Here is a 23827-nt window from a genome sequence, read left to right on the forward strand (position 1 = left end):
GGTAATGATGCCAAAAATAGTTGGTGGAATTAGCTAAAAAAAGCAGTATATAGCAAATGCAGATATAAGAGTACCCAGGCTCTGCAGAGGTGCAACCTGCCAGCAATAATATTTGCGAACGATACCATGGCCGGACGAAAGTCCGGCTTTTTTTATTCATGGTAGAGTTCAAATATGGCTAAGAAAACCTATTGCCATTTTGTTTATTCTTGAGGAACAAGTACCATAGAATAAACTCTTTTCTATGCGCAGGAGATAAGCCGCGATGTATATTCAAGTTGCCTTTCAGATGACCAAAGAACGATTCAAGCCCATTGGTCGTTTTGGGTATCCTCGGATTATCGATGTAACAAAACATATCGGGTAAGGCTTTTTTGATGACCATAAAGGAGCGCCGTACCATCTTATGTTTGTACCAATAACGGCTGCTGTCGGCATTAAAGCTTTTTTCGTTGATGAAATCCTTATGCTGCTCGTGCCATCGAAAAAGGCTGACTATCCAATAGTCCCTTTCCTCCGAAGTCTTAATTAGGTGCAGCTTAGCACAAATGCGCCTAAGTTCGATGCCCGCCTGGCTTTGCGGCCGCGCCGTAAGCCATATCTTGCACATGCGCTGTATGTGTACCAGGCATCGTTGCAGCGTAGCGTACTTACAAACCTTTCGTACGGCCTTCAATAAGGCCTTGTGGCCATCACAGGTGATACTCTCGATCTGCACACCCAGCTTGAGCAGGTTTTCAAGATCTTCTTTCAACTCCTCATACCATTCACCGTTGGTCAGTCGGTACAACTGGGTAAACTTTATCGTATTATCCCGGTAAAGCACCAGGCATAGGTCATTGTTAAAGTAGGTGCCGTCTATCAGCAGATTTACGCGTTCAGATGGATAAACGCTAAAGATAGGTTGCTTCGATAGGTAAGCATGGAAATACCGGATCAAGGTCCTTTTGGGATACCCGCTTTCCTTGCTGATCTGTTCTATGGTTTGTCGCCCGATGATCCAATCCTCAAACCAAACAAACCGGTTCTTATCTCTTACACCAGCGTGCTGCCGAATAAACAATTGCCCACATGATTTACACTTATATCGCTGTTTTTTATTCTGCTTGCCCCACTTTATTACATCCGTGCTCTTACAGGTCAAACACGCCTTTTTTTGACGATTTCATATAACAAAAAAAGCAAATTGAAACCGATTTCAATTTGCTTGATGTATATTCCTTTATTACAGTCGATTACAAAGATTCTACCAACTATTTTTGGCAATTATATCTTCTTTGATAGTGCGCGGAGAAACCCAGCGCAACAGGTTAATCATGGAGCCTGCTTTATCATTAGTGCCCGATCCCCTTGCGCCGCCAAATGGCTGCTGGCCAACAACGGCACCCGTAGGTTTATCATTAATGTAAAAGTTACCTGCGGCGTTGCGTAAGTGCTGGGTTGCTTTGGCAATGGCATAACGGTCTTGCGAGATAATAGAGCCTGTAAGCGCGTAGATGGATGTTTTATCTACAATGTTAAGTACCTCATCAAATTGATCGTCCTCGTATACGTAAATGGTTAATACGGGGCCAAACAGCTCTTCGCACATGGTTACGTAGTAAGGGTCATCAACTTTTAATACAGTTGGCTCCACAAACCAGCCTTTGGTTTTATCGTAGCTGCCGCCGGCAACAACTTCAACACCTTCGTCTGTTTTGGCAGCATCAATGTATTTGGCCAGTTTATCAAAAGATACTTCGGTAATAACGGCATTGATAAAGTTTTCAAAGTCCTCAACCGGGCCCATTTTAAATGAGGTGATATCGCGCTGCATGTTAGCCTTTACCGCGGGCCATAACGAAGCCGGGACGTAAGCCCTTGAAGCGGCAGAGCATTTTTGTCCCTGGTATTCAAAAGCACCACGAACAAGGGCTGTGCTCACTACGTCGGCATTGGCGCTCGGGTGGGCAAGAACAAAATCTTTACCACCGGTTTCGCCTACAATACGTGGGTAGGTTTTGTATTTGTGGATGTTGGTACCAATAGTTTGCCAGATGTTTTGGAAAACCTTGGTTGATCCGGTAAAGTGGATGCCTGCAAAATCGGGATGGTTAAAAATCACTTCGCCTGCAACCGGGCCATCAACATAAATCAGGTTGATAACGCCAGCCGGTACGCCGGCTTCTTTGAATATGTTCATGATCACGTTAGCAGCATAGATCTGCGGGTAAGCAGGTTTCCAAACTACAACGTTACCCATCATAGCAGCCGATGCAGGTAAATTACCGGCAATTGCTGTAAAGTTGAACGGGGTTAATGCAAACACAAAGCCTTCCAGCGGGCGTTGCTCTAAGCGGTTCCAAACGCCTTTGCCCGATACAGGTGGCTGTTGCTTGTAAATTTCGGTCATGTATTCTACGTTAAAACGCAGAAAATCTATCAGTTCGCAAGCCGAATCGATCTCGGCCTGGTAAGCGTTTTTTGATTGACCAAGCATGGTAGCCGCGTTGATGGTAGCACGGTACGGGCCGGCAATTAAATCTGCAGCTTTTAAAAATATGGCGGCACGTTGCTCCCAGGGTAGGTTTTCCCAGTCGGCTTTGGCGGCAAGGGCTGCATCAATGGCAGCGGTTACATGGCTGGCATCACCTTCGCTAAATGTAGCTAACAGGTGTTTATGATCATGCGGCGGACGAATTTCCAGCTTGGTGCCGGTGCGTACTTCCTGTGCGCCAATGTACATAGGTATATCTAACTGTTGTGCGCGGGCCTCGTCTAAAGCAGCCTTGAGGGCTACACGCTCTAAACTTCTGGGTCCATAGTTTAAAACCGGCTCGTTTACAGGAGCCGGGACATTAAAAAATCCTTTAAGCATAATGGGTCGTCAATTAATAGGGGCAAAGATAGGCATTTTGTGATTGACGATGGGTGAGGGGAGTGTCAAAATGTTGATGGGGTAGAATTGGGGCTATATTTCAGGGATTTTCTTTAGATACCACAACTACATTCTTTCCTAATGTTTTAAACCGGTCGCCGTTTTCTTGTACAACAGTAATGGTAATGTGCCCGGTTTTGCTTGTGTTTATATCACGTACTTTGCCGCATTTTCCGGCATGGGTGCCGCCGATAACTTTGCAGTCATCTCCATCCTTTAAATTTTGTGTAGTCATATTTGTGTGTTGTCCAGTTCGTAATCTACGGTAATTAATGTCTGTTAACATCATTGTAAACCGCGGGCATTTTGGAGTTTAAGGCCGCGCGGTTTTTAGGTAGAAAGATATGCTTTCCCGATATAAATTATTCATTTTTTAAATTTATATTCATACTAAAATGGAAATGCTATTTATCATCATCGCAGCTGTTGTTTTTGCCCTTATCGGTTTTGTTGCATACCGATTTTTAAAAGTAAGGGCTCACCGAAAAAAACTCGAAAGCCTCCGGTTTAACAGAATCCAGCCACTTTTTGATCAGTTGAACAGCGAAACCGAGATATCAACAGATGATATTTTGCCATTTGCACAAAACATCCTCTCAAGGCATGATGCTTATCATCTTTTAAAAAAATATGATAAGGCCGCGCTTTTCCCCGCAGAATATTTTACGCTTTTAAAGGGTGCAGAAAGCGCCCTGGCAGTCTGGCTCGAGTTTCCGACAGAACTTGATGCCTGCCCCGACGAAATTGAACATATAAAACGGGTTACAATTGATTTTGACGGAAACAGCAATTTTGTACACTATGAGGTGTTTAAGTATCGGGTTAACGCCCCTCACTGGGCCGCAAAAAATGGATGGATGCTGGGCGTTGTCGGTCCGTTTTTTGACGATAGCGAGCCCTATCATTTTGCACAGGCCACATTCAGCAGAACAAATAGTTCTACAGACAAAGTGACGCCCGAAGATGAGGCAAAATGGGTACACCAAAATATCTCGATGAGGCGGTAAAGAACTACAAAAAGAGTGAGGGGGCTTCACTACAGCATAATAGCCCCAAAAAATATCCCCGTTAAACCAAATTTTATCAGATGAAAAGCCTTGCAAAATATACCCTTATAACGTTGATTTTAATAACTGCTACCATAAGATGTTTAGCGCAGGAAGATTACCTGGAAAAAGGCAATACCTTTTTAGATAAGGGCCAGTTAAGCAAGGCCGAAGGCGTGTTTAGGGATGGTATCAAGGCCGAACCGGCAAACCTTATTTATCAATGCCAGCTGGGGCTTACCCTGATTCAGCAAAAAAAGTACAAAGCAGCAGAAATTGTGCTTCAACAGGTTTTAAAAGCAGATTCAAATAATGTAGCAGCCCGTTGGTACAGCGGAATAGGTTATTTTGAAAATGCGCAGGACAGAAAATCGGTTAATGAATTTTTAAAGGCCTTGCCCTTGATTGATAAGCTAAGTGGGCAGTATTACTCGGCCAACTGGTATATAGGTAAATGCTACGCCAATCTGCTAAAAACAGAAGGATTAACATATGCCGAGACCGACCAGATGTTTGCCAGTTACCAGGTGTATTTAAGGCTGCAACCCGATGCCGAAGACGCCGCGGAAATAAAGGCATATATGGAGCATAAAAAGAGCCGGCGGCCGCCGGCAAATGTAAAAATATGGGTCGATTTATAAATTCACGACGAGGGTAATTGCTTACTACAAGGGCGGAGAGAGTCATTCATCATGAAAATAAAACTATTGGTAATCAGAACAGGCGATATGCAAAAGCTCGCCACGTTTTATGAGTTGTTAGGTTTTGCTTTAGATTATCATAAGCACGGCGATGCTCCTTATCATTATTTAGCTACCGTTGGTGAAACCGTTATTGAAATTTATCCGCTTACAAAAAGCCAAACCGAGGCCGATAAAAGCTTGCGCTTAGGTTTTGAGATTGATAATTTTGATACAACCATTGAACTGTTAAAGGAGAATAACACTGTATTTGTATCACAGCCGGTATCAACAGCATTTGGCTTTATGAGCGTTGTTATTGACCCCGATGGCCGGAAAATTGAATTGTATAAAAAGTAAGATGAAAAAGCTACTTATATTATCCGTGTTATTGATAATAGGTAATTCAACTTTCGCTCAATCAAAAAAGATTGTCGCTGCTAAGTTGAGGCCATTTATAGCGAAAGACTACTCAGTACTGGCCTATGAAACCGGCGACCTTAACCAGGATACCTATCCGGATGTTGTATTAGCTTTAAAATATAACCACGAAACAGACAGCGCCCAAACAGCAAGGCCGCTGTTGATACTTTTTGGTAAAAAAGGTGGCGGCTTGTCGTTTTATGCCCGTAACGATAGTGCGGTGCTTTGTAAAGGCTGCGGCGGCATGTTTGGCGATCCCTTTGAAGGTATAACCATTAAAGGGCGATATTTTTCGCTGGAGTATTATGGCGGCAGCCGCTACCGCTGGAACCGGATCACGACGTTTAAATATGATTTGGTAAAAAAAGATTTTGTACTGCATCGTGATGCCGGGGTGTCTTATGACGATGTTCAGGAAGACAAAAAATACACCCAAGACGTGTATCATAAAGCCGCGTTTGACAAGCAGAGGTTTATAAAATATAATTATGATACAGATTAACATCGCAGCATGAACATAGAAACCATTCAATCCATTTGCCATCAATTGCCCGGTGTTACCGAGGATATCAAACTGGACCATCACCTGTGTTTTAACGTTGGCGGTAAAACCTTCCTGTTTACCGGTCCCGATTCGGTGCCGGTAACAGCATCGGTTAAAGTGCCGGGTGAGGACTTTGAAGAAACCCTGCAAAAGGAATGCTTTTCGCCACAAGCTTACATTGGGCGCTATAAATGGGTGCATATAGCTGATATCAATTGCCTCAGCGAAAAGGCCTGGGAGTTTTATATCAAACAATCGTACCGGCTGATAGCTGATAAGCTGCCGGCCAGGGTAAAAAAACAACTTCATACAGGCGGGGAATAAACACCCTTTAATTGTCGTATCTGCACCGCATTGTTTTAACATTGGGGTGCTACATTTGTATCATAACAATAACAAACAAACTATCATGGCAACTCAAATTTTTGTAAACCTACCGGTTAAAGACCTTAACAAATCCATCGAATTTTTTACCAGCCTGGGCTATTCTTTCAATCCACAATTTACCAACGAAGTAGCCGGCTCGTTAGTGATAAGCGATACTATTTTCTTTATGCTGGTAACCGAGCCCTTTTTTAAAACTTTTACCAAAAAGGAAATTGCTGATGCAACTAAAGTAACTGAAACTATCAACTGCATCTCTTTAGATAGCCGCGAAGCGGTTGATGAAATGATTGCCAAAGCAGTTGCCGCCGGTGCCACCACACCAAACGATAAGCAAGACCATGGCTGGATGTACGGCTGGGGTTTCCAGGACCTTGACGGCCACCTATGGGAGTTTGCGTACATGGACATGAGCCAGCTGCCGGGCTGAGCAGAGTCAAGAGATTAGAGCCAAGAATTAAGAGTATAAAATCCTGTTAATTCTTTAATTCTGAAAATTCCGGTTCAGACAAAATTTCGCGATAGGGATCGGCGCGGATACCGGCCAATGTGGCTAAGGCCTGTGCAGTATGAGCATAGAGCCCGGGCCGCAGGCATCGCCCCTTTTAGTAGTAAGTAGTTGGTATCAAGTAACAAGACAGAACCATTCGTCATTGCGAGATACGAAGCAATCCCCGACATGTTAAGTTCCACGTAATTAGGAGATTGCTTCGTACCTCGCAATTACGGATGCCGGGGAGGGCGCTACGAGCGGCTACCTCCCGATAAAAAAACTATATAACAAAAAAACACCACCCGAAACCGGATGGTGTTTTTTTATGTTGTCCCACACCTTTCAGTGGGCCGGGCATCTATCAAACTTTGATTTCAACTTCAACGCCGCTTGGCAACTCAAGCTTCATCAGGGCATCAACAGTTTTCGAGTTCGAGCTGTAAATGTCTAATAAGCGCTTGTATGAGCATAATTGAAATTGCTCACGTGCCTTTTTGTTTACGTGTGGTGAACGTAAAACGGTGAAAATTTTCTTTTCGGTTGGTAACGGAAGTGGTCCGCTAACTACAGCGCCTGTTGGCTTTACTGTTTTTACGATTTTCTCGGCAGATTTATCTACCAGGTTGTAATCGTAAGATTTTAATTTGATCCTGATTCTTTGGCTCATGTTAATTTGATTTTAACCACCCTAAGAGCTATTTATTAGGGTAATTGATTGTTTATTTATTTGTTGATTAGGTTGATTGAGTTAGATTAAGTTGATTAGGTTTTAAAACTTAATCAACCACTCACTCAATCAACCATTCAACTTAATTATGCGTTTGCAGCAGCTTTTTTGCCTTTTACTTTGGCAACTACTTCTTCCTGTACGTTACGTGGTGCTTCAGCATAGTGATCAAACTCCATGGTTGAAGTAGCACGGCCAGATGTGATTGTACGTAACTGGGTTACATAGCCAAACATTTCTGAAAGTGGTACAGTAGCTTTAATTACTTGTGCACCTGCACGTGAATCCATACCTAACAGCTGGCCACGACGACGGTTCATATCTCCGATTACATCACCCATGTTTTCTTCAGGGGTAAGGATCTCGATTTTCATGATTGGCTCAAGCAATACTGGTTTACATCTTGGCAATGCCTCACGGTAAGCCATCTTAGCTGCTAACTCGAAAGATAGCGCATCTGAATCGACCGCGTGGAACGAACCATCAATTAAACGTACTTTTAAGCTGGTTAACGGGAAACCGGCTAATACACCGTTTGCCATTGAAGCTGCAAAGCCTTTTTCAACAGATGGGATAAACTCACGGGGGATTGAACCACCGCTAATTTCGTTCACAAACTGTAAACCTTCTTTACCTTCGTCATTTGGTGAAAGTATAACCTGGATATCGGCAAATTTACCACGACCACCGGTTTGTTTCTTGTAAGTTTCGCGATGCTGAACAGTACCTGTAATTGCTTCTTTGTAAGCAACTTGTGGCGCGCCCTGGTTAACCTCTACTTTAAACTCACGTTTCAAACGGTCCATGATGATATCTAAGTGAAGCTCGCCCATACCGCTAATTACGGTTTGGCCGGTTTCTTCGTCAGATTTTACGTGGAAGGTTGGATCTTCTTCAGATAATTTACCTAAAGCAATACCTAATTTATCAACATCAGCCTGAGTTTTAGGCTCAATAGCTAAACCGATAACCGGGTCAGGGAAATTCATCGATTCAAGGATGATCGGGAATTTCTCATCGCAAAGGGTATCACCTGTTTTAATATCTTTAAAGCCTACTACCGCAGCAATATCACCTGCACCCACGTTAGGGATAGGGTTTTGCTTGTTAGCGTGCATCTGGAATATACGTGATATACGCTCTTTGTTATCTGAACGCATGTTGTGCACATATGAACCAGCCTCAAGGTTACCCGAGTATACGCGGATAAAGCACAACCTACCTACGAAAGGATCGGTTGCAATTTTAAACGCCAATGCTGCAAATGGCTCTTTTTCAGATGGTTTACGTAAAATTTCTTCGTTTGTATCAGGGTGATGGCCTACAATACCTTCAACGTCCATTGGCGAAGGCAATAATTCCATCACGTAATCAAGCATAGTTTGTACACCTTTGTTTTTGAAAGATGAACCACAAACCATAGGAACAATTTTAGCATCTAAAACGGCTTTACGCAATGCATCAAGTACTTCGCGCTCGGTGATAGTTTCAGGAGCATCGAAGAATTTCTCCATCAGGCTTTCGTCATACTCAGCTACTGATTCAAGCAATTTCTCTCTCCACTCTGTAGCTTCCTCGATCATATCCTCTGGGATAGGCACTTCGGTAAAGGTCATACCTTTATCATGCTCATTCCAAACAATACCTCTCCAGTTAATTAAATCAACCACACCCTGGAATTTCTCTTCAGAACCAATTGGCAATTGCAAAGGCACTGCGTTGCTGCCCAACATGCTTTTTACCTGTTTTACAACATTTAAAAAGTCGGCACCGCTACGGTCCATTTTATTTACGAAGCCTATACGGGCAACGTTATAGTTATTTGCAAGTCTCCAGTTGGTTTCTGATTGTGGCTCAACACCATCAACCGCGCTAAAAAGGAATACCAAACCATCTAATACACGCAGTGAACGGTTTACCTCAACGGTAAAATCCACGTGGCCCGGTGTATCAATAATGTTGATATGGTATTTTTGACCTCTGTAGTTCCAGTTTACTGTGGTAGCAGCAGATGTGATGGTAATACCACGTTCCTGCTCTTGTGCCATCCAGTCCATGGTAGCTGCACCTTCGTGTACTTCACCAATTTTGTGGCTTACACCAGCATAGTAAAGTATACGCTCGGTTGTGGTAGTTTTACCGGCATCAATGTGAGCGGCAATACCTATATTTCTTGTAAATCTTAGATCTCTTGACATGGTAATTATTGAGTTATTGATTTATTGAATTAGTGATTTAATTGAATTTCACTAATTAAGTCATTCACTTATATTTTTAGAAAGTGATTGGCGAAATAATGAATTACTGATTAGCATAATGTTATCTAATCAATAATTCACTAATTCAATAATTCACTAATTAGAATCTAAAGTGAGAGAACGCTTTGTTGGCTTCAGCCATTTTGTGCGTATCTTCTTTCTTTTTAACTGCTGCACCTTCACCTTTAGCTGCTGATATGATCTCGCCGGCTAATTTCTCCATCATGGTTTTTTCACCACGACGACGGGCATAGCTGATTAACCATTTCATGCCTAAAGCGATTTTACGCTCAGGACGAACTTCGGTTGGTACCTGGAAGTTAGCACCACCAACACGACGGCTTTTAACTTCAACTGCAGGCATTACATTGTTTAAAGCCTTTTTCCAGGTTTCTAAACCGCTTTCGCTGGTTTTCTTTTCAACAATATCAACTGCGTTATAAAATATAGAGTATGCAGTAGATTTTTTACCATCATACATCATGTTATTTACAAACCTTGTAACCAGGGTATCATTGAACCTTGGATCAGGAAGGATAATTCTCTTTTTTGGTTTTGACTTTCTCATTGCTTTCTATCCTCCTTAATTATTTTTTCTTCTTAGCTGGTGCGCCCTTAGTAGGTGCAGCTACCTGACCTGGTTTAGGACGTTTTGTTCCGTATTTACTACGACGTTGGTTACGGCCGGCAACACCTGATGTATCCAAAGCACCACGGATGATGTGGTAACGTACACCTGGTAAATCCTTAACACGACCACCGCGGATCAAAACAATAGAGTGCTCCTGTAAGTTGTGACCTTCACCTGGGATGTAAGCATTTACTTCTTTTCCGTTGGTTAAGCGCACACGGGCAACTTTACGCATTGCTGAGTTTGGTTTTTTAGGGGTAGTGGTATACACGCGTGTGCATACTCCTCTTCGCTGTGGACAGCTGTCCAACGCTGGCGACTTACTCTTGTCAACCAGAGCTACTCTACCTTTTCTAACTAATTGCTGAATAGTAGGCATTTTTTCCTTTTTGTATTTACAGTTTTATCCTTATTTTAAGGACTGCAAAGGTACGGAGTATTTTTTGATTTTCAAGGGATTGGGTAGAAAAAGTTTTGTAAAGGGTTGGTTTGGTGGATGGAAGGGGGCGTTGATGGGTAATTGATTGATATTTTAGGCGTTATGGGTGGTCTTAAGGCAATTCATCTTCATGCGTGCATTGGAATGAAGAAATCTGCAGAGTGTTAACTTAGAGCATAATAATTATCAATAAACATCATCATGCGTACCGATATCCAAAAGCAATATGATCTCCAAATTAGGATTGCCAGGATCTTTTTCAACAACAAATATAATTCGACAATCATACCCACACGAACAAGCAAGGTATGCGGCAAGTTTACCGCTTAATTTATGTGTTCTTAATGCCGGATCATAAGCATCAGATTGCAATTTGCCAAGGGCTTTGGCTATTGAAGTTTTTAAGGCCTGGTTTTTATTGGTGAACTTTTGATATGATTTTTCAAAAGCTTTTGACAATACCAGTTTTCTACCTAATTGCATGGCCTGAATTTACAGGTTATTAAGTTTAGAAATAACATCATCCGCCGAAAGGGGGACATTTTTGCCAGAGTGAAACTCTTTTAAAGACTTTTTTGCTGTTTTAGCAATCTCGTCTCTACGAGCTTCAATTTGTCGCTTTTGTAAAATTTCAAGTAGCATTTCCCTGGATGCAAAATCCAATTGCATAATATCTTCAAGTGTTGAATTGATGGTTACCATGGGTTAGTTATTTAAACAAAAATACAAAAAATCAGAGTACAGCGAATGTCTATATTAACAATGGCAATGCCTGCGGCCCGCGCTGTTTGTTCATACTGCACCGGCCTTAGCCACATTGGCCGGTATTCACGTCCATCGCTATTGCGGGTTTGGGTAAATAAGAGGGCTATATAATCGAAAATCTTAGTTTGATTTTCGTGGTGTTTTAAATAAGTGCGTGGTAACTCAACCTCAATAATATTCTTTATTCGCTTCCATAATATATCTCACCGCGAAAATGAGGCTTATCGTAATAATCAAAAGAATTATTAAACAGCGCATTATGAACGGTGCACTCATTAGGATAGCTGGAAGGTGTTCGCAGCTCTTTTATATAAGAAAAACAAATTCTTACGGGAATAAATTTGTACCCTGAAAACCACTGTTCGATTTCCGATTTTAAAAAATTGAATTTGTCTTCAAATTCCTTGTAAGGCGATACTGTGATCACGTTTATTGCCCGATATTCAACTGGTCTTTCGCGCAAAATATCTTTGATGCCGGTTTCGTCAAGCCCATAGATAGTATAATATGGTGATATAAGGCTGACCGAAAAAACTATCTTTTTTGTTCTGCTAAAAGATTCATCCTGGTATCGTTCTAAAATTAATTCGCCACTAAATGCAAGCTCATGGGCATAGCCACAGTTTTGTACCCTCTTTTTTGCCGTGCTTTTTAATTGTTTCAAAAATGCCTTCCATGGTTCATTAAAACGCTTATTATCTGTCATGTTCTGTTCAATAACAGCAGCAATCTTTTTTATGCCAGGATACTCGTTGTATTGCGAGTCATCTACATGCAGCCCAATAGGATAGAGGTCTTTGATAGCCTGGCCAATTTCAGCAAATAAAGGTGTGTGATGGTTGTCCAAGGGGAAATAAGTAATCATATCGGGTTTAAACTTAAAGCAAGTTACGTTAAAACCCAAAAGCATCAAACAAACAAAGCGGTGATTACTCACCGCCTTGTCATCAATCACTCACAAACAATCACTCAAAACAATATTTTTTTTTAGTAGTGGTTATAGCCACCCTGGTTGTAATCATGGTCGTGGCCACGTCCGTGGTCGTCATGATCGCGGTCGTGGCCGCGGCCGTTATGATACCCTCTTCCATATCCATCGCGTACCACACAACCCGATGATACCGATACTACTACTGCTGATATTAATAGTGCAAATGCAACAAATCTCTTTTTCATGGTGTTTAATTTTAATGGTAGCTGTTAATTAAACAACGTACATATGTATGACGATTTGTTTTTGAAAAGGATTAACCGAGGTGGCATTTTATTAAAAACCCGCCTCGATGATCTGCTGGTAATAGGGCGATTCGGGCAGGGCAAACTCTTTGGCTTTCAGCATCCAGGTTTTATAATCGGCCAGGTTGCCTGTGTTTTTGTAGCAGGTTGCCATGTTAAAAGCCCACCTTGTTTTTATTGCCTGATACTGGTTAAATGATTGAGGTACCGAAGGGACTTGTGTTGGCCAACAACAGGCACAAATAATTGGGTGCGCCTAAATTGCGCTATCAGTTTAGTGTTAACCATGATTAAAGTATAAAATGTTTATTATCAAATATTTATAAAAAATATATTTGAAATGTGTTAAGTTATGTTAACMCAATTATATGCGTTTGCACTGCAAAAAAGCCTTCAACTTTTCACAGTTAAAGGCTCTTTTTATTATGGCGCTGCCGGTTTTGGCGGCGTTGGCGGATGCGGCATGTTCCTTGGCGGAGCGCAGCTGGTAGCTAAGGTGGCAATCATTGCTGCAAGCAACAGTATGCCGGTGAATTTCTTTTTCATAGCGGTATGTTTTACAGTTATAATACAAGTTGGCTGTTAATTGTTTTCAAAACCATTAACTTAGGTTTTTACAATATAGTCATCATGAAAAAAATATCCTTACTGATTATTCCTTTCTGCATCCTCGTCGGTTGCAAGCCTAAACCCGCAGCTAATAACAGTGATACAGTATCCGGCGATGCTGCTTTCCAAAAAATTGCCGACGACTACCTCGACGGTTACCTGGCCTGGCGGCCGGCCAATGGCGTTGCCCTTGGGTATCACCAATACGATGGCAAGGTTACCGATATCAGTAAGGCCTCTATCGAGAAAGAACTGGCGCGGTTAAAAGATTTTGCTGCTAAATTGGACTCAGCCGATACGGCATCCTTTAGCCCTAAAATATTTTACGATTACCGCATTTTACGCTCGGCTATTAAACAGGAACTCTGGACTTTTGAAGACCTGGGTACTTTTACTAAAAACCCCATGACCTATGCCGGCGCGGTTGATGTAAGTATTTATGTAAAGCGCAATTTTGCACCGATAGCCGATAGGGTAAAATCCATCATCGCCATAGAAAAACAGGCCCCTAAAATGATGGCCGATGCCAAACTAAATCTGAACGATACCCTGGCGAAACCGTACGTAGAAACCGCTATACAGATAGCAGAAGGCTCGGCTGCTTTTTTGGGCGGGGACCTGAAGGTGGCCCTAAAAGATGTAAAGAACGATACGCTCATGAAAACCTTCAACAAGGTTAACGCAGCAGCCATAGCAGCAGTAAATGACTTTGCCGCTTATCTGAAAAAAGTAAAATTGCCCAAAGCCAATAACAAATACGCCATTGGTACAGCCAGCTACCAAAAAATGCTGTTATACAGTGAGGGAATAAAGCTTTCGCCTGATAAGGTGCTGGAAATTGGCCTGGCCCAATTAAAAAAAGAACAGGATTCGTTTAATGCCGCGGCCAGGGTTATCAACCCCAATAAAAAACCGGTTGATGTGTACCACGACCTGCAAAAGGATCACCCAACTGCCGAAAGCCTGATCCCGGATGCCAAAAAGAACCTGGAGCAGATCCGTCAGTTTTTGATAGATAAAAACATCGTTACCATGCCGTCGCAGGTGCGGGTGAAGGTTGAGGAAACACCGCAATACGCCCGAGCCACCGGCACCGCATCAATGGATACGCCCGGCCCGTTTGAAACTACCGCTACCGAGGCCTATTATTATATAACCCCGGTTGACCCTAAATGGACAGCCCAGCAAAAAGAAGATTGGCTGAAACAGTTTGACTATTACACCACCGATAATGTAACCATCCACGAAGCCTACCCGGGCCACTATACCCAGTTTTTGCACCTGAATGCATCATCGGCAACCAAAATTGAAAAGATCTTCGGCAGCTACGCTTTCGTGGAAGGCTGGGCACACTATTGCGAAAAAATGATGGCCGACGAAGGCTACGGACACAACGGCGACCCGGTAAAGGCAGCCAAATACCGGCTGGCACAATCGGGCGATGCCTTGTTGAGGCTTTGCCGGTTATGCGTATCCATCAAAACCCACACCCAGGGCATGAATGTAGATGATGCCACCAAGTTTTTCATGAACAACTGGTACCAGGGCGATAAACCATCGCGCCAGGAGGCCATACGCGGTACCTTTGACCCGGGCTACCTGTTTTACACCATTGGCAAGCTGGAAATCCTGAAACTTCGCGATGATTACCAAAAACAGGAGGGTGCAAATTACTCCCTCAAAAAATTCCATGATGCCGTACTTGACCACGGTATGCCGCAAATTGGTATGCTAAGAGAAATTATGCTGAAAGACAAAAGCACCTGGGGCGATGTTTTGTAAGAGTCGAAAGCTTAAGGCGTAAAGCTGAAAGCTGAAAAAAGCATGTCATTGCAGCGTGGCGCGGCAATCTTGAACTATTCATTTGGATATGCATAGTTCGCGATTGCTTCGAGCCTACCGATGATATGTTTTCTTTTAGAGGTGCGTAGGCCTGTCACCCTGAGCCTGTCGAAGGGTCGCGCGGAGAGGCCTTTGCCCGCCATGCTTCGACAGGCTCAGCATGACAACGCTCTTTAGTATGTCATTTCTCCTTCGGAATTTCGCGAAATTTTACCACTCAGGATGACATAAAAAAGAGAATGTCATCGTAGCTCAAGCCGCGATGACATTCTCTTTTTATTCCCATTTTAATCCGTTATCTGCACATCTGAAATTTGCACATCTGCACATCTAAAGGGAACCTACACCACCATATTCACAATCCGGCCTTTAACAACAATCACCTTTTTAGGGGCTTTGCCGTCAAGGTATTTTTGCACATCTGCGTTGGCCAATACGGTTTCTTCTATCTCTTTTACTTCCAGGCTTAGCGGGATGTTAAGGTTCATCTTCATTTTACCGTTGATAGATATTGGGTAAGCAAAATCATCCTCAATTAAATAAGTGCTGTTGAACTTAGGGAACGGCGCGTAAGATAAAGTACCGGCCGGGTTACCCAGTAAAGTCCATAACTCCTCGCAAATGTGTGGGGCGTACGAGGATAGGATGATCACCATATCCTGCAATATCGCACGGTTATTACATTTTAAATCGGTTAGCTCATTTACAGCTATCATGAAACTGGATACCGAAGTGTTGAACGAAAAACGCTCGATATCTTCCTCTACCTTGCGGATGATCTTGTGTAATGATTTTAATTCTGCTTTTGAAGGCTCGGCACCCGATACGCTAAATTCCCAGGCATCGTTATGGAACAACCGCCAGAATTTACGCAGGAATTTAAACACACCTTCAATGCCGTTGGTATTCCATGGTTTGCTTTGCTCCAATGGACCAAGGAACATTTCGTACATGCGTAGGGTATCAGCACCATAACGTTGGGCAATGTCGTCCGGGTTAACAACGTTGTAGTAACGTTTCGACATTTTTTCAACCTCTACGCCGCAGATATATTTGCCGTTTTCTAAAATGAATTCAGCATCTGCAAATTCAGGCCGCCATTGTTTAAACTTGTTGATGTTCATCACTTCGTTCTCTACAATGTTTACATCAACATGTAAAGGCGAGGTTTTATATTCTTTAATCAAACCATGAGATACAAAAGTGTTTGTCCCGCGGCCTTCTTCGTCTATCAAACGATAAACAAAATTACTGCGGCCTTGAATCATCCCCTGGTTAATCAATTTTTTAAAAGGTTCTTCTTCTCCAACTTTGCCGATATCCTTTAAAAACTTATTCCAAAAACGACTATATAATAGGTGGCCTGTAGCGTGTTCGCTGCCGCCGATGTATAAATCAACATCCTTCCAATAAGCGATAGCTTCCGGCGATGCAAACTCTTTATCATTGTGCGCATCCATATAACGGAACCAGTACCAGCTAGATCCAGCCCAGCCGGGCATGGTCGAAAGCTCGTAAGCATAACCGGCTTCGTCTTGATTCTTGATTCTTGATTCTTGACTCTTGTAGCTCCATCCTTCAGCGCGACCCAAAGGCGGTTCACCGCTTTCCGTCGGCAAATATTTATCTACTTCGGGCAATAGCAATGGTAAGTGACTTTCCTCAATTAAATAAGGCAAACCATCTTTAAAATAAACGGGAACGGGTTCGCCCCAGTAACGTTGGCGGCCAAAAATGGCATCGCGCATCCTGAAATTGATCTTGGCCTTGCCGGCGCCAACCTCTTCCAGTTTGGCAATAACGGCAGCGGTACCCGCTTTATAATCCAACCCGTTCATGAATTCCGAGTTGATATAGGTGCCTTCCTTGGTTGGGTCGGCCTCGGTTTCTATCTTTTGGGTGTCAAGAATCTGTACTATCGGTAAATCAAAATGTTTGGCAAATAAATAATCGCGCTGATCGCCGGACGGTACGGCCATAACCGCGCCTGTTCCGTAGCCTGCCAACACGTAATCGGCAATCCAAATCGGGATTTGCTGGCCGTTCAACGGGTTTAAAACATAGCTGCCGGTAAAGGCGCCCGACACAGTTTTGGCATCCGCCATCCTGTCAAGCTCCGATTTCTTTTTGGTTACCGCTATATAGGCATCAATATCTGCCTTTTGCTCCGGGGTGGTTAAACTGGCCACCAACTCGTGCTCGGGCGCTATCACCACAAAGGTTACACCGAAGATGGTATCCACGCGGGTGGTGAAAACCTCTATATGAGTTGAGTGGATCGGGTTGCCAGTTGCGGGTTTGGAATTTCCCGAACCTCGAACCTCGCCACCCGAACCCGCTATTGGAAAACGAACCGATGCACCGGTGCTTTTGCCAATCCAGTTGCGCTGCATTTCTTTCAAAGGCTCGGGCCAGTCAATGGTGTCCAGGCCTTGCAACAGTCTTTCGGCATAGGCGGTGATACGCATGCTCCATTGCATCATCTTTTTTTGCTCAACAGGGTAGCCGCCGCGCTCGCTAAAGCCGTCTTTTACCTCGTCGTTGGCCAATACGGTACCAAGGGCGGGGCACCAGTTTACGGTACTTTCGCGCAGGTAAGTAAGGCGGTATTTCAATAGTTCGGCCTGCTGGTCCTGGTTGCTCATCGCTTTCCAGTCTGCAGCAGTAAAACTCAATATTTCTTCATCGCATACGGCATTAATACCCGCCGATCCGTTTTGCTCAAAATGTTCAACCAGTTTAGCAATGCTTTCGGCTTTATCGGCATCCTTATTATACCAGCTATTAAACAGCTGCATAAAAATCCACTGGGTCCACTTATAATAATCGGGCGAACTGGTGCGCACTTCGCGGCTCCAGTCGAACGAGAAACCAATCTGGTCCAGCTGGCGGCGATAGGTAGCAATATTATCTTCGGTAGTTACCGCCGGGTGCTGCCCGGTTTGTATGGCATACTGCTCGGCCGGTAAGCCAAAGCTATCGTAACCCATGGGGTGCAATACGTTAAAACCCTTAAGGCGCTTGTAACGTGCAAAAATATCAGATGCAATATACCCCAGCGGATGGCCCACATGCAGCCCCGCACCCGATGGGTAGGGGAACATATCCAGCACATAATACTTGGGTTTGGTGCTTTTATCTTCGGCTTTAAACGTATTGTTCTGGGCCCAAAACTGCTGCCACTTTTGCTCTATATCTTTAAATTGATAGTCCATTTTGTTGGTTATACGTATGAGGTTGCGAAATTAAGAAAATCTCTATTAGTATGGTAGTTTATTGGCGATTAGTTGATTGCTATAAAAACAATACAAAAAACGGCAGTAATGTGTTACTTATTGACGTTCACTTTCGTAATGGTAATTAACAACATAGGGGCTATCGTAAAATTTTGCAACCCGAAGTGTTTTTCCCGGATGGAAATATTGGAGGTATCTATAAGTCATTTAGCTAACGGGTTGATAGTGATATGAATATATGTTAATAAATTAACCCAACTTATTTTACAATTAGCCGTAATAGAGTTAAATTTGGTCAATATTTTTAAAAACTTAAACATGAAACACAATTACAAACTTACCTTGATAGCAGTTGCAGGCCTTGTTTTAACCTGTTTTGGTTGCCGCAAGTTAAAAGATGACGGTACAACAGCAAACACAGCCGATCCGACGGTAGTAAGTACCGAGATTGCTTCAAACCTTAGCGAAGCCTTATACGGAACCCAAGGCGGCTTCAGTATTTCTGACGGATTAGATTATCCATCAAATATCGTCTTTAAATCTAAAGGCAAAGCAAGGATCGAATCTGCGGGCAATTTTGGCTGCGGTTTCAAAATTGATACTACCTTTTCGCTAAAACTGGGTGATAGCGATACTTCAAAACTCGACCTTTGGGAAAAAATCAAATACGAAGTTTTATGTACCAACAGCAAACCATCGAGCATAACGGTTAACGATAGTTTAAACCTGGTATTAGTTGGCGGCGGTGCCAATATCACCGAAAAATATGGCAAAAATTTTGTTTTAAAAAGCCTTAACCCTGGAGTTAGCAACCTGAAACTACAGTTAGATGGTGCTTTGAATGCGTATGTAAATGGTACTTATACTGAGGCCGGGAAAGCAAAAGCTATATCCGCATCATTCAACTTTAAACTAACCGGCCTAATGATAGACCGGGCTGCCGACGCCGATATAACCGACGGCCACGCTTCATTTACTACCAAAGGAACTTACGAAGGCAAAACCTGGAACTACAGTGGCACCATCACTTTCCAGGGCAATCATAAAGCACAGTTTACCATTAACGGTAAAGTTTATACTATAAATATTAAAACCGGGCAAGTGTTATAAATCAGCTTGCCAATCTAAAACCCCCGTTTGCCTTTATTGGTAAACGGGGGTTTTTGCTAACAGACGTTTTGAAAAAGACAACTGGGGCGGTATGCAACGTGCAATAACTAAATATGCTGTCATAAATGGTTCTTATCGCTAATACCGCAGGCCAGCCGTCGGGACATTTTACAATTCCAAAATCGTATACTTGTTAAACTATAAAACGCCAGATACTAATGCCAGTCAAAAAGTTCCCCCTTCAGGGGGTCAGGGGGCTTCGCCTCATTTCAAACCTCACCTTCCAGGTACTTATAGCTATTGCCCTGGGCGTAGTGGTAGGGCTAAACTTTAAGGGCTTTGCTCCAACAGCCGAGTTAATCAGCAAAACTTTTATCAGCCTGATCACTATGTTGATTGCGCCAATCATATTTTTTACCATTGTGCTGGGTATTGCCGGTATGAGCGATATGAAAAAGGTTGGCCGGGTAGGAGGGAAGGCTTTGCTTTATTTTGAAATAGTAACTTCGTTTGCGCTGATTATAGGCGTTACGGTTGCCAATATCATAAAACCCGGTGCCGGTTTTCAAAATCATACCATTACCGATACAACAGGTAAACTTGCCGTGTATGAAAAAGCAGCATCTGAAATGCACTGGGGCGATTTTATAGCCCATATAGTGCCCGGTAACGTATTTGAAGCCTTTGCTAAAGGCGATATTTTGCAGATTTTATTTTTTGCCATACTGTTTGGCGTTGGTCTGAGCCGTATGGGCGAAACGGGGCAAGCGGTTATCAGTTTGTTTGATAAACTATCCAAAGTGTTTTTCAATATCATGAAAATAGTGATGAAGGTTGCCCCTTTGGGCGCTTTCGGGGGGATGGCATTTACCATTAGCAAGTACGGTGTAAAAACCCTGCAGCCGCTGGCTATATTGATGGGCTCGGTTTATCTTACCATGTTCCTGTTTATTTTTGTGGTGCTCAATATTATCTGCCGCATTTATAAATTCAGCCTGTGGCAATATCTTAAGTATATTAAGGAAGAGATTCTGATTGTGTTAGGCACGTCTTCTTCCGAATCGGCACTGCCTGCCATGATGGAAAAGCTGGAAAAGTTTGGCTGCTCTAAATCTGTGGTGGGCCTGGTTATCCCAACCGGGTATTCCTTTAATTTAGATGGTACCACTATTTACCTATCTATGTGTGTGATATTTTTGGCGCAGGTTTTTAATGTGCCTTTGTCGCTGGCGCAGCAGTTAACTATAATTGGCATCCTCATGATTACATCCAAAGGTGCAGCAGGTGTTACCGGTAGCGGGTTTATTGTGCTGAGCAGCACGCTCGCGGCTATTAAAATTATCCCGGTAGAGGGCCTGGCTATATTGATTGGGGTAGATAGGTTTATGTCGGAAGCACGGGCTATTACCAATGTGATTGGCAATGGTGTAGCTACCATTGTAATTGCCAAGAGCGAAGGGGAGTTTAACCCCCTAACCCCTGAAGGGGGAACTTTTGATTTGCCGCCTAAAGGATTCCGGTGAACATATTAATTGGCAAATACACACAATGTGTACCAGTTAATGTATAACTTGCAATATATGACGGATTATATCACGCTTATTAAAGATTGGGTTATTGCCTTGGGCGAGAAGCACGAGGTTGACCCTTTACTTATTGGTATTCTTTATTTAGTTAGTAAGATCTGTTTTTTTTCGTTCCTTGGCTGGGTGCTCAAAACTTTCAGGGCCAAAAAGCCTATCCTTATTCCGCTGTTGCTTGCGTCGCTTAGTTTTAGCCTGCCTTATCTTTACCTCATCATTGCAGGCCGCAATATTTCCATTTGGGTATATGTGTTTATTGGTTTAATGTTTGTTTACGGAGGGTTTTCCATCTGGAAGAAAATTACCGCCAAACCCAATCCTGCTTAGGGCCTCACTGATAGCTTCAGCTAATTGATAGGACTACATTAATGTATATTCGTTGACAATACCACAATAGGTGAAAGGTTAAAAGCCCCGCTTATAATACGCCTGAATTGCTGAGAATGGTGGCTTACACTGATAAAGAGTAGGTTAAACCAGTATACTGCAATTGGTATATAATACTTTATTTATATTTGCGCGTTAGCCTGAACCTGATTACCGGCCGGGGTTTACCGCAGTCAATTTAACTCATGCATACCCTGATACCCAAATTATGATAGATATCAACAACTATATTAACAGTGGTAACCTTGAACAGCATTGCTTTGATATTTTTGACGAGGAACGCGCCCGGGAGGTTGTAGCTTTAAGCCAGGAACATCCCATGATTAGGGAGGAGCTGGAAAAAATTGAAGATACGATTGAGAAAATTGCCGAAAGCGCGGCCATTACACCTCCGGCAAGGCTCAGGAACAGCATATTGGCAGCTTTGGGTTTCCCGGGCGACGCCATCGATATAGAAAATTTGCCCGCGACCGACGAATACTCCAGTTATACTGCCTGGCTTAGCGCAGTTGAACACCTTTTGCCGGCCGAACCCTTCGATGATTTTTTTGCACACCTGCTGCGCCAGGATGAACATATTGCCCAAACCCTGGTAGTAACTAAACTAAATGTGCCCGAAGAGGTACATGAAGAGGTATCCGAAAGCTTTTTTATATTGAAAGGACAATGCGCCTGCACCGTTGGCGATAAAGTATTTACGCTTAATCCCGGCGATCACCTGGAAATTCCGTTACATGTTAATCACGATATAGAGATACTATCTCCTTACGTTATTGCCATTTTGCAACACCGCTTTGCCTGATTTTGACTGTGATGGAAACAACTCTTTCAGAAAAAGAACTCATCGGTGCTATGGAGAAACGCGATCCTTCGAGTGTTGGCGCCTTATATGATAGCTATGCAGCCACCCTTTTTAAAATCATTTGCTGCCATATCAGCGACAGGCAAACAGCAGAGGAAATACTGGCAAGTACAATATTGGAGATTTGGGCAAACATCCAATCGTATCATCAACAGGATAAACGCCTGTTGATCTGGATGGCCGGGATAGCCAGGAACCGGGCATCACGGGCACAAATAACCTAAAGTGGGTGTGATTAAGCAGGCGCGATTGGCACAGATGCACCCTGACCTGCCACCCGAAAAAATAGTGTAAACCGGCGCCGCTGTTAAAGCCATCCAATATCAAAACGTCACTTTTATGTTATCATACTAAATTATTCCCCTATTAAATTATAATGGGGTTTGACATTCGGCCAAAAACTTTAGATTTGCCGTACTAAACGAAAAAACCAATGAGTGTTCTGGTAAATAAAGATTCAAAAGTTATTGTACAAGGTTTCACCGGTAAAGAGGGCAGCTACCACGCCGAGCAAATGATTGCTTATGGTACCCAGCTTGTTGGTGGTGTTACACCTGGCAAGGGCGGCCAAAGCCACCTGGACAGGCCTGTTTTTAACACAGTTAAAGACGCGGTTGACCAAACCGGCGCCGATGTATCTATCATTTTTGTACCTCCTGCCTTTGGCGCGGATGCCATTATGGAAGCTGCCGAGGCTGGTATTAAAGTTATTGTTTGTATTACCGAAGGTATCCCTACAAAAGATATGATTGCGGTAAAAGAATATTTGACCGATAAGGATGCGCGCCTTATTGGCCCCAACTGCCCGGGTATTATTACTGCCGATGAAAGTAAAATTGGTATTATGCCAGGCTTTATCTTCAAGAAAGGTAATGTAGGCGTAGTTTCAAAATCGGGTACGTTAACTTACGAGGCTGTTGACCAGGTGGTTAAAGCCGGTTTAGGTATCACTACTGCCATAGGTATTGGTGGCGACCCTATCATAGGCACCCCAACTAAAGAAGCTGTTGAATTGCTGATGAATGACCCGGATACACATGGGATTATCATGATTGGCGAAATTGGTGGTGGTATGGAAGCTGATGCAGCCCGTTGGATTAAAGAATTTGGCACTAAACCGGTTGTAGGTTTTATTGCCGGCCAAACCGCGCCTCCGGGCCGCAGGATGGGTCACGCTGGTGCAATTGTTGGCGGTGCCGACGATACAGCTGCAGCCAAAATGAAAATTATGACCGAGTGCGGTATCCGCGTAGTAGAATCGCCTGCCGAAATTGGCGCTGCTATGGCAGAAGAATTGGCAAAGTTAGCTTAAAGCGGAAAGCCAAAGGCACAAAGCTGAATAATATATTTAAATCCTGGTCATTTTTGGCCGGGATTTTTTGTGTATGATACATGCTATCCTGAAAATGGATCAAGCGGAATTCTTGTGGGGGAATAAAAAAAGTATTTGTTTTGCGACAGGAATAACAAATACGAATACCCTTGTCAGCAGCATACGAAACCCTTGTCCGTTTAATCTTACCTGAAGGTCTTTTAGAATATTTTGAACTTATGGATGTTCGCTCATCTGAGAGCGGGCAATTGAACATTTACCTGGAAGAAAAGAACCTTGCTCCATTAGGATATGAGAAGCCACAACTGGAATCCAAGGGCTT

27 protein-coding genes are annotated in these 23827 nt (G+C 43.1%); 13 read left to right on the forward strand and 14 right to left on the reverse strand.

The genetic code is table 11. The annotated features are described in order from the left end of the window. Window positions 1-178: 178 nt before the first annotated feature. The 3 genes from AC1DV1_RS29295 to AC1DV1_RS29305 all read right to left on the reverse strand — a co-directional run bounded on the left by AC1DV1_RS29295 (window position 179) and on the right by AC1DV1_RS29305 (window position 3152). Complete coding sequence (locus AC1DV1_RS29295; protein ID WP_477367630.1) at window positions 179-1144, reverse strand: IS256 family transposase, variant Zn-binding type; 966 nt, start codon at window positions 1142-1144, stop codon at window positions 179-181. A gap of 102 nt (window positions 1145-1246) precedes the next feature. Then, the gene (gene pruA, locus AC1DV1_RS29300) at window positions 1247-2857 is read right to left on the reverse strand and encodes an L-glutamate gamma-semialdehyde dehydrogenase (RefSeq protein WP_477367633.1); all 1611 of its coding nucleotides are present in this window, start codon (window positions 2855-2857) and stop codon (window positions 1247-1249) included. A gap of 100 nt (window positions 2858-2957) precedes the next feature. Continuing rightward, the gene (locus tag AC1DV1_RS29305) at window positions 2958-3152 is read right to left on the reverse strand and encodes a KOW motif-containing protein (RefSeq protein WP_477367636.1); all 195 of its coding nucleotides are present in this window, start codon (window positions 3150-3152) and stop codon (window positions 2958-2960) included. Window positions 3153-3312: 160 nt separating this feature from the next. On the opposite strand from AC1DV1_RS29305, the gene AC1DV1_RS29310 reads away from it, so the two are divergent. From AC1DV1_RS29310 to AC1DV1_RS29335, 6 genes are all read left to right on the forward strand, one after another. Continuing rightward, window positions 3313-3924: a hypothetical protein gene (locus tag AC1DV1_RS29310; protein ID WP_477367639.1), complete on the forward strand. Its 612-nt coding sequence runs from the start codon at window positions 3313-3315 to the stop codon at window positions 3922-3924. Between the two features lie 80 nt (window positions 3925-4004). Next, the gene (locus AC1DV1_RS29315; RefSeq protein ID WP_477367642.1) at window positions 4005-4604 is read left to right on the forward strand and encodes a tetratricopeptide repeat protein; all 600 of its coding nucleotides are present in this window, start codon (window positions 4005-4007) and stop codon (window positions 4602-4604) included. Between the two features lie 51 nt (window positions 4605-4655). Beyond that, complete coding sequence (locus tag AC1DV1_RS29320) at window positions 4656-5003, forward strand: VOC family protein (RefSeq protein WP_477367645.1); 348 nt, start codon at window positions 4656-4658, stop codon at window positions 5001-5003. A gap of 1 nt (window position 5004) precedes the next feature. After that, on the forward strand, window positions 5005-5568 hold the full coding sequence (locus tag AC1DV1_RS29325; protein WP_477367648.1) for a hypothetical protein: 564 nt from the start codon (window positions 5005-5007) through the stop codon (window positions 5566-5568). A 9-nt stretch (window positions 5569-5577) separates the two neighbouring features. Further along, on the forward strand, window positions 5578-5934 hold the full coding sequence (locus AC1DV1_RS29330) for an MmcQ/YjbR family DNA-binding protein (protein WP_477367652.1): 357 nt from the start codon (window positions 5578-5580) through the stop codon (window positions 5932-5934). 85 nt (window positions 5935-6019) lie between these two features. After that, window positions 6020-6424, forward strand: a complete 405-nt coding sequence (locus tag AC1DV1_RS29335; RefSeq protein ID WP_477367655.1) for a VOC family protein — start codon at window positions 6020-6022, stop codon at window positions 6422-6424. 424 nt (window positions 6425-6848) lie between these two features. Here AC1DV1_RS29335 and rpsJ read toward each other — a convergent pair whose 3' ends face one another. The 10 genes from rpsJ to AC1DV1_RS29385 form a co-directional block, all read right to left on the reverse strand. After that, the gene (gene rpsJ / locus AC1DV1_RS29340; protein WP_022830652.1) at window positions 6849-7154 is read right to left on the reverse strand and encodes a 30S ribosomal protein S10; all 306 of its coding nucleotides are present in this window, start codon (window positions 7152-7154) and stop codon (window positions 6849-6851) included. A gap of 146 nt (window positions 7155-7300) precedes the next feature. Beyond that, complete coding sequence (fusA, locus tag AC1DV1_RS29345) at window positions 7301-9412, reverse strand: elongation factor G (protein ID WP_090645079.1); 2112 nt, start codon at window positions 9410-9412, stop codon at window positions 7301-7303. Window positions 9413-9572: 160 nt separating this feature from the next. After that, entirely contained in the window at window positions 9573-10040 is a 468-nt protein-coding gene (gene rpsG / locus AC1DV1_RS29350; RefSeq protein ID WP_076377343.1) for a 30S ribosomal protein S7, read from the reverse strand. Between the two features lie 19 nt (window positions 10041-10059). Then, window positions 10060-10482 carry a 30S ribosomal protein S12 gene (gene rpsL / locus AC1DV1_RS29355; protein WP_090645085.1) on the reverse strand — a complete coding sequence of 141 codons (423 nt, stop codon included), beginning with the start codon at window positions 10480-10482 and terminating at the stop codon, window positions 10060-10062. Between the two features lie 246 nt (window positions 10483-10728). Beyond that, window positions 10729-11025, reverse strand: coding sequence for a type II toxin-antitoxin system RelE/ParE family toxin (locus AC1DV1_RS29360; RefSeq protein WP_477367658.1), 297 nt, complete (start codon window positions 11023-11025; stop codon window positions 10729-10731). A 9-nt stretch (window positions 11026-11034) separates the two neighbouring features. After that, window positions 11035-11244, reverse strand: a complete 210-nt coding sequence (locus tag AC1DV1_RS29365) for a hypothetical protein (RefSeq protein WP_477367661.1) — start codon at window positions 11242-11244, stop codon at window positions 11035-11037. Between the two features lie 244 nt (window positions 11245-11488). Beyond that, the gene (locus AC1DV1_RS29370; protein ID WP_477367664.1) at window positions 11489-12172 is read right to left on the reverse strand and encodes a hypothetical protein; all 684 of its coding nucleotides are present in this window, start codon (window positions 12170-12172) and stop codon (window positions 11489-11491) included. Window positions 12173-12294: 122 nt separating this feature from the next. Beyond that, a complete protein-coding gene (locus AC1DV1_RS29375; protein ID WP_477367667.1) occupies window positions 12295-12483 on the reverse strand; it encodes a hypothetical protein in 189 nt (62 codons plus the stop codon). Between the two features lie 91 nt (window positions 12484-12574). Beyond that, complete coding sequence (locus AC1DV1_RS29380; protein WP_477367670.1) at window positions 12575-12697, reverse strand: hypothetical protein; 123 nt, start codon at window positions 12695-12697, stop codon at window positions 12575-12577. A gap of 269 nt (window positions 12698-12966) precedes the next feature. After that, window positions 12967-13089, reverse strand: coding sequence for a hypothetical protein (locus AC1DV1_RS29385; protein WP_477367673.1), 123 nt, complete (start codon window positions 13087-13089; stop codon window positions 12967-12969). An 84-nt stretch (window positions 13090-13173) separates the two neighbouring features. On the opposite strand from AC1DV1_RS29385, the gene AC1DV1_RS29390 reads away from it, so the two are divergent. Then, window positions 13174-14934, forward strand: coding sequence for a DUF885 domain-containing protein (locus tag AC1DV1_RS29390; RefSeq protein ID WP_477367676.1), 1761 nt, complete (start codon window positions 13174-13176; stop codon window positions 14932-14934). Window positions 14935-15335: 401 nt separating this feature from the next. Here the strand turns inward: AC1DV1_RS29390 and leuS are convergent, their stop codons facing one another. Then, on the reverse strand, window positions 15336-18209 hold the full coding sequence (gene leuS / locus AC1DV1_RS29395) for a leucine--tRNA ligase (protein WP_477367679.1): 2874 nt from the start codon (window positions 18207-18209) through the stop codon (window positions 15336-15338). 339 nt (window positions 18210-18548) lie between these two features. On the opposite strand from leuS, the gene AC1DV1_RS29400 reads away from it, so the two are divergent. The 6 genes from AC1DV1_RS29400 to sucD all read left to right on the forward strand — a co-directional run bounded on the left by AC1DV1_RS29400 (window position 18549) and on the right by sucD (window position 23484). After that, a complete protein-coding gene (locus AC1DV1_RS29400; RefSeq protein WP_477367684.1) occupies window positions 18549-19340 on the forward strand; it encodes a hypothetical protein in 792 nt (263 codons plus the stop codon). 218 nt (window positions 19341-19558) lie between these two features. Further along, on the forward strand, window positions 19559-20863 hold the full coding sequence (dctA, locus tag AC1DV1_RS29405) for a C4-dicarboxylate transporter DctA (RefSeq protein ID WP_477367687.1): 1305 nt from the start codon (window positions 19559-19561) through the stop codon (window positions 20861-20863). Between the two features lie 57 nt (window positions 20864-20920). Then, complete coding sequence (locus AC1DV1_RS29410; RefSeq protein WP_147052632.1) at window positions 20921-21250, forward strand: hypothetical protein; 330 nt, start codon at window positions 20921-20923, stop codon at window positions 21248-21250. A gap of 268 nt (window positions 21251-21518) precedes the next feature. After that, entirely contained in the window at window positions 21519-22112 is a 594-nt protein-coding gene (locus tag AC1DV1_RS29415; RefSeq protein ID WP_477367690.1) for a cupin domain-containing protein, read from the forward strand. A gap of 11 nt (window positions 22113-22123) precedes the next feature. Then, window positions 22124-22396 (forward strand): RNA polymerase sigma factor, encoded by a 273-nt coding sequence (locus AC1DV1_RS29420; protein ID WP_477367693.1) that lies wholly within the window; start codon window positions 22124-22126, stop codon window positions 22394-22396. A 209-nt stretch (window positions 22397-22605) separates the two neighbouring features. Further along, entirely contained in the window at window positions 22606-23484 is an 879-nt protein-coding gene (gene sucD / locus AC1DV1_RS29425; protein WP_274212389.1) for a succinate--CoA ligase subunit alpha, read from the forward strand. The last annotated feature ends 343 nt before the right edge of the window (window positions 23485-23827 follow it).

It is taken from the genome of Mucilaginibacter sp. P4_D1 (assembly GCF_056401935.1).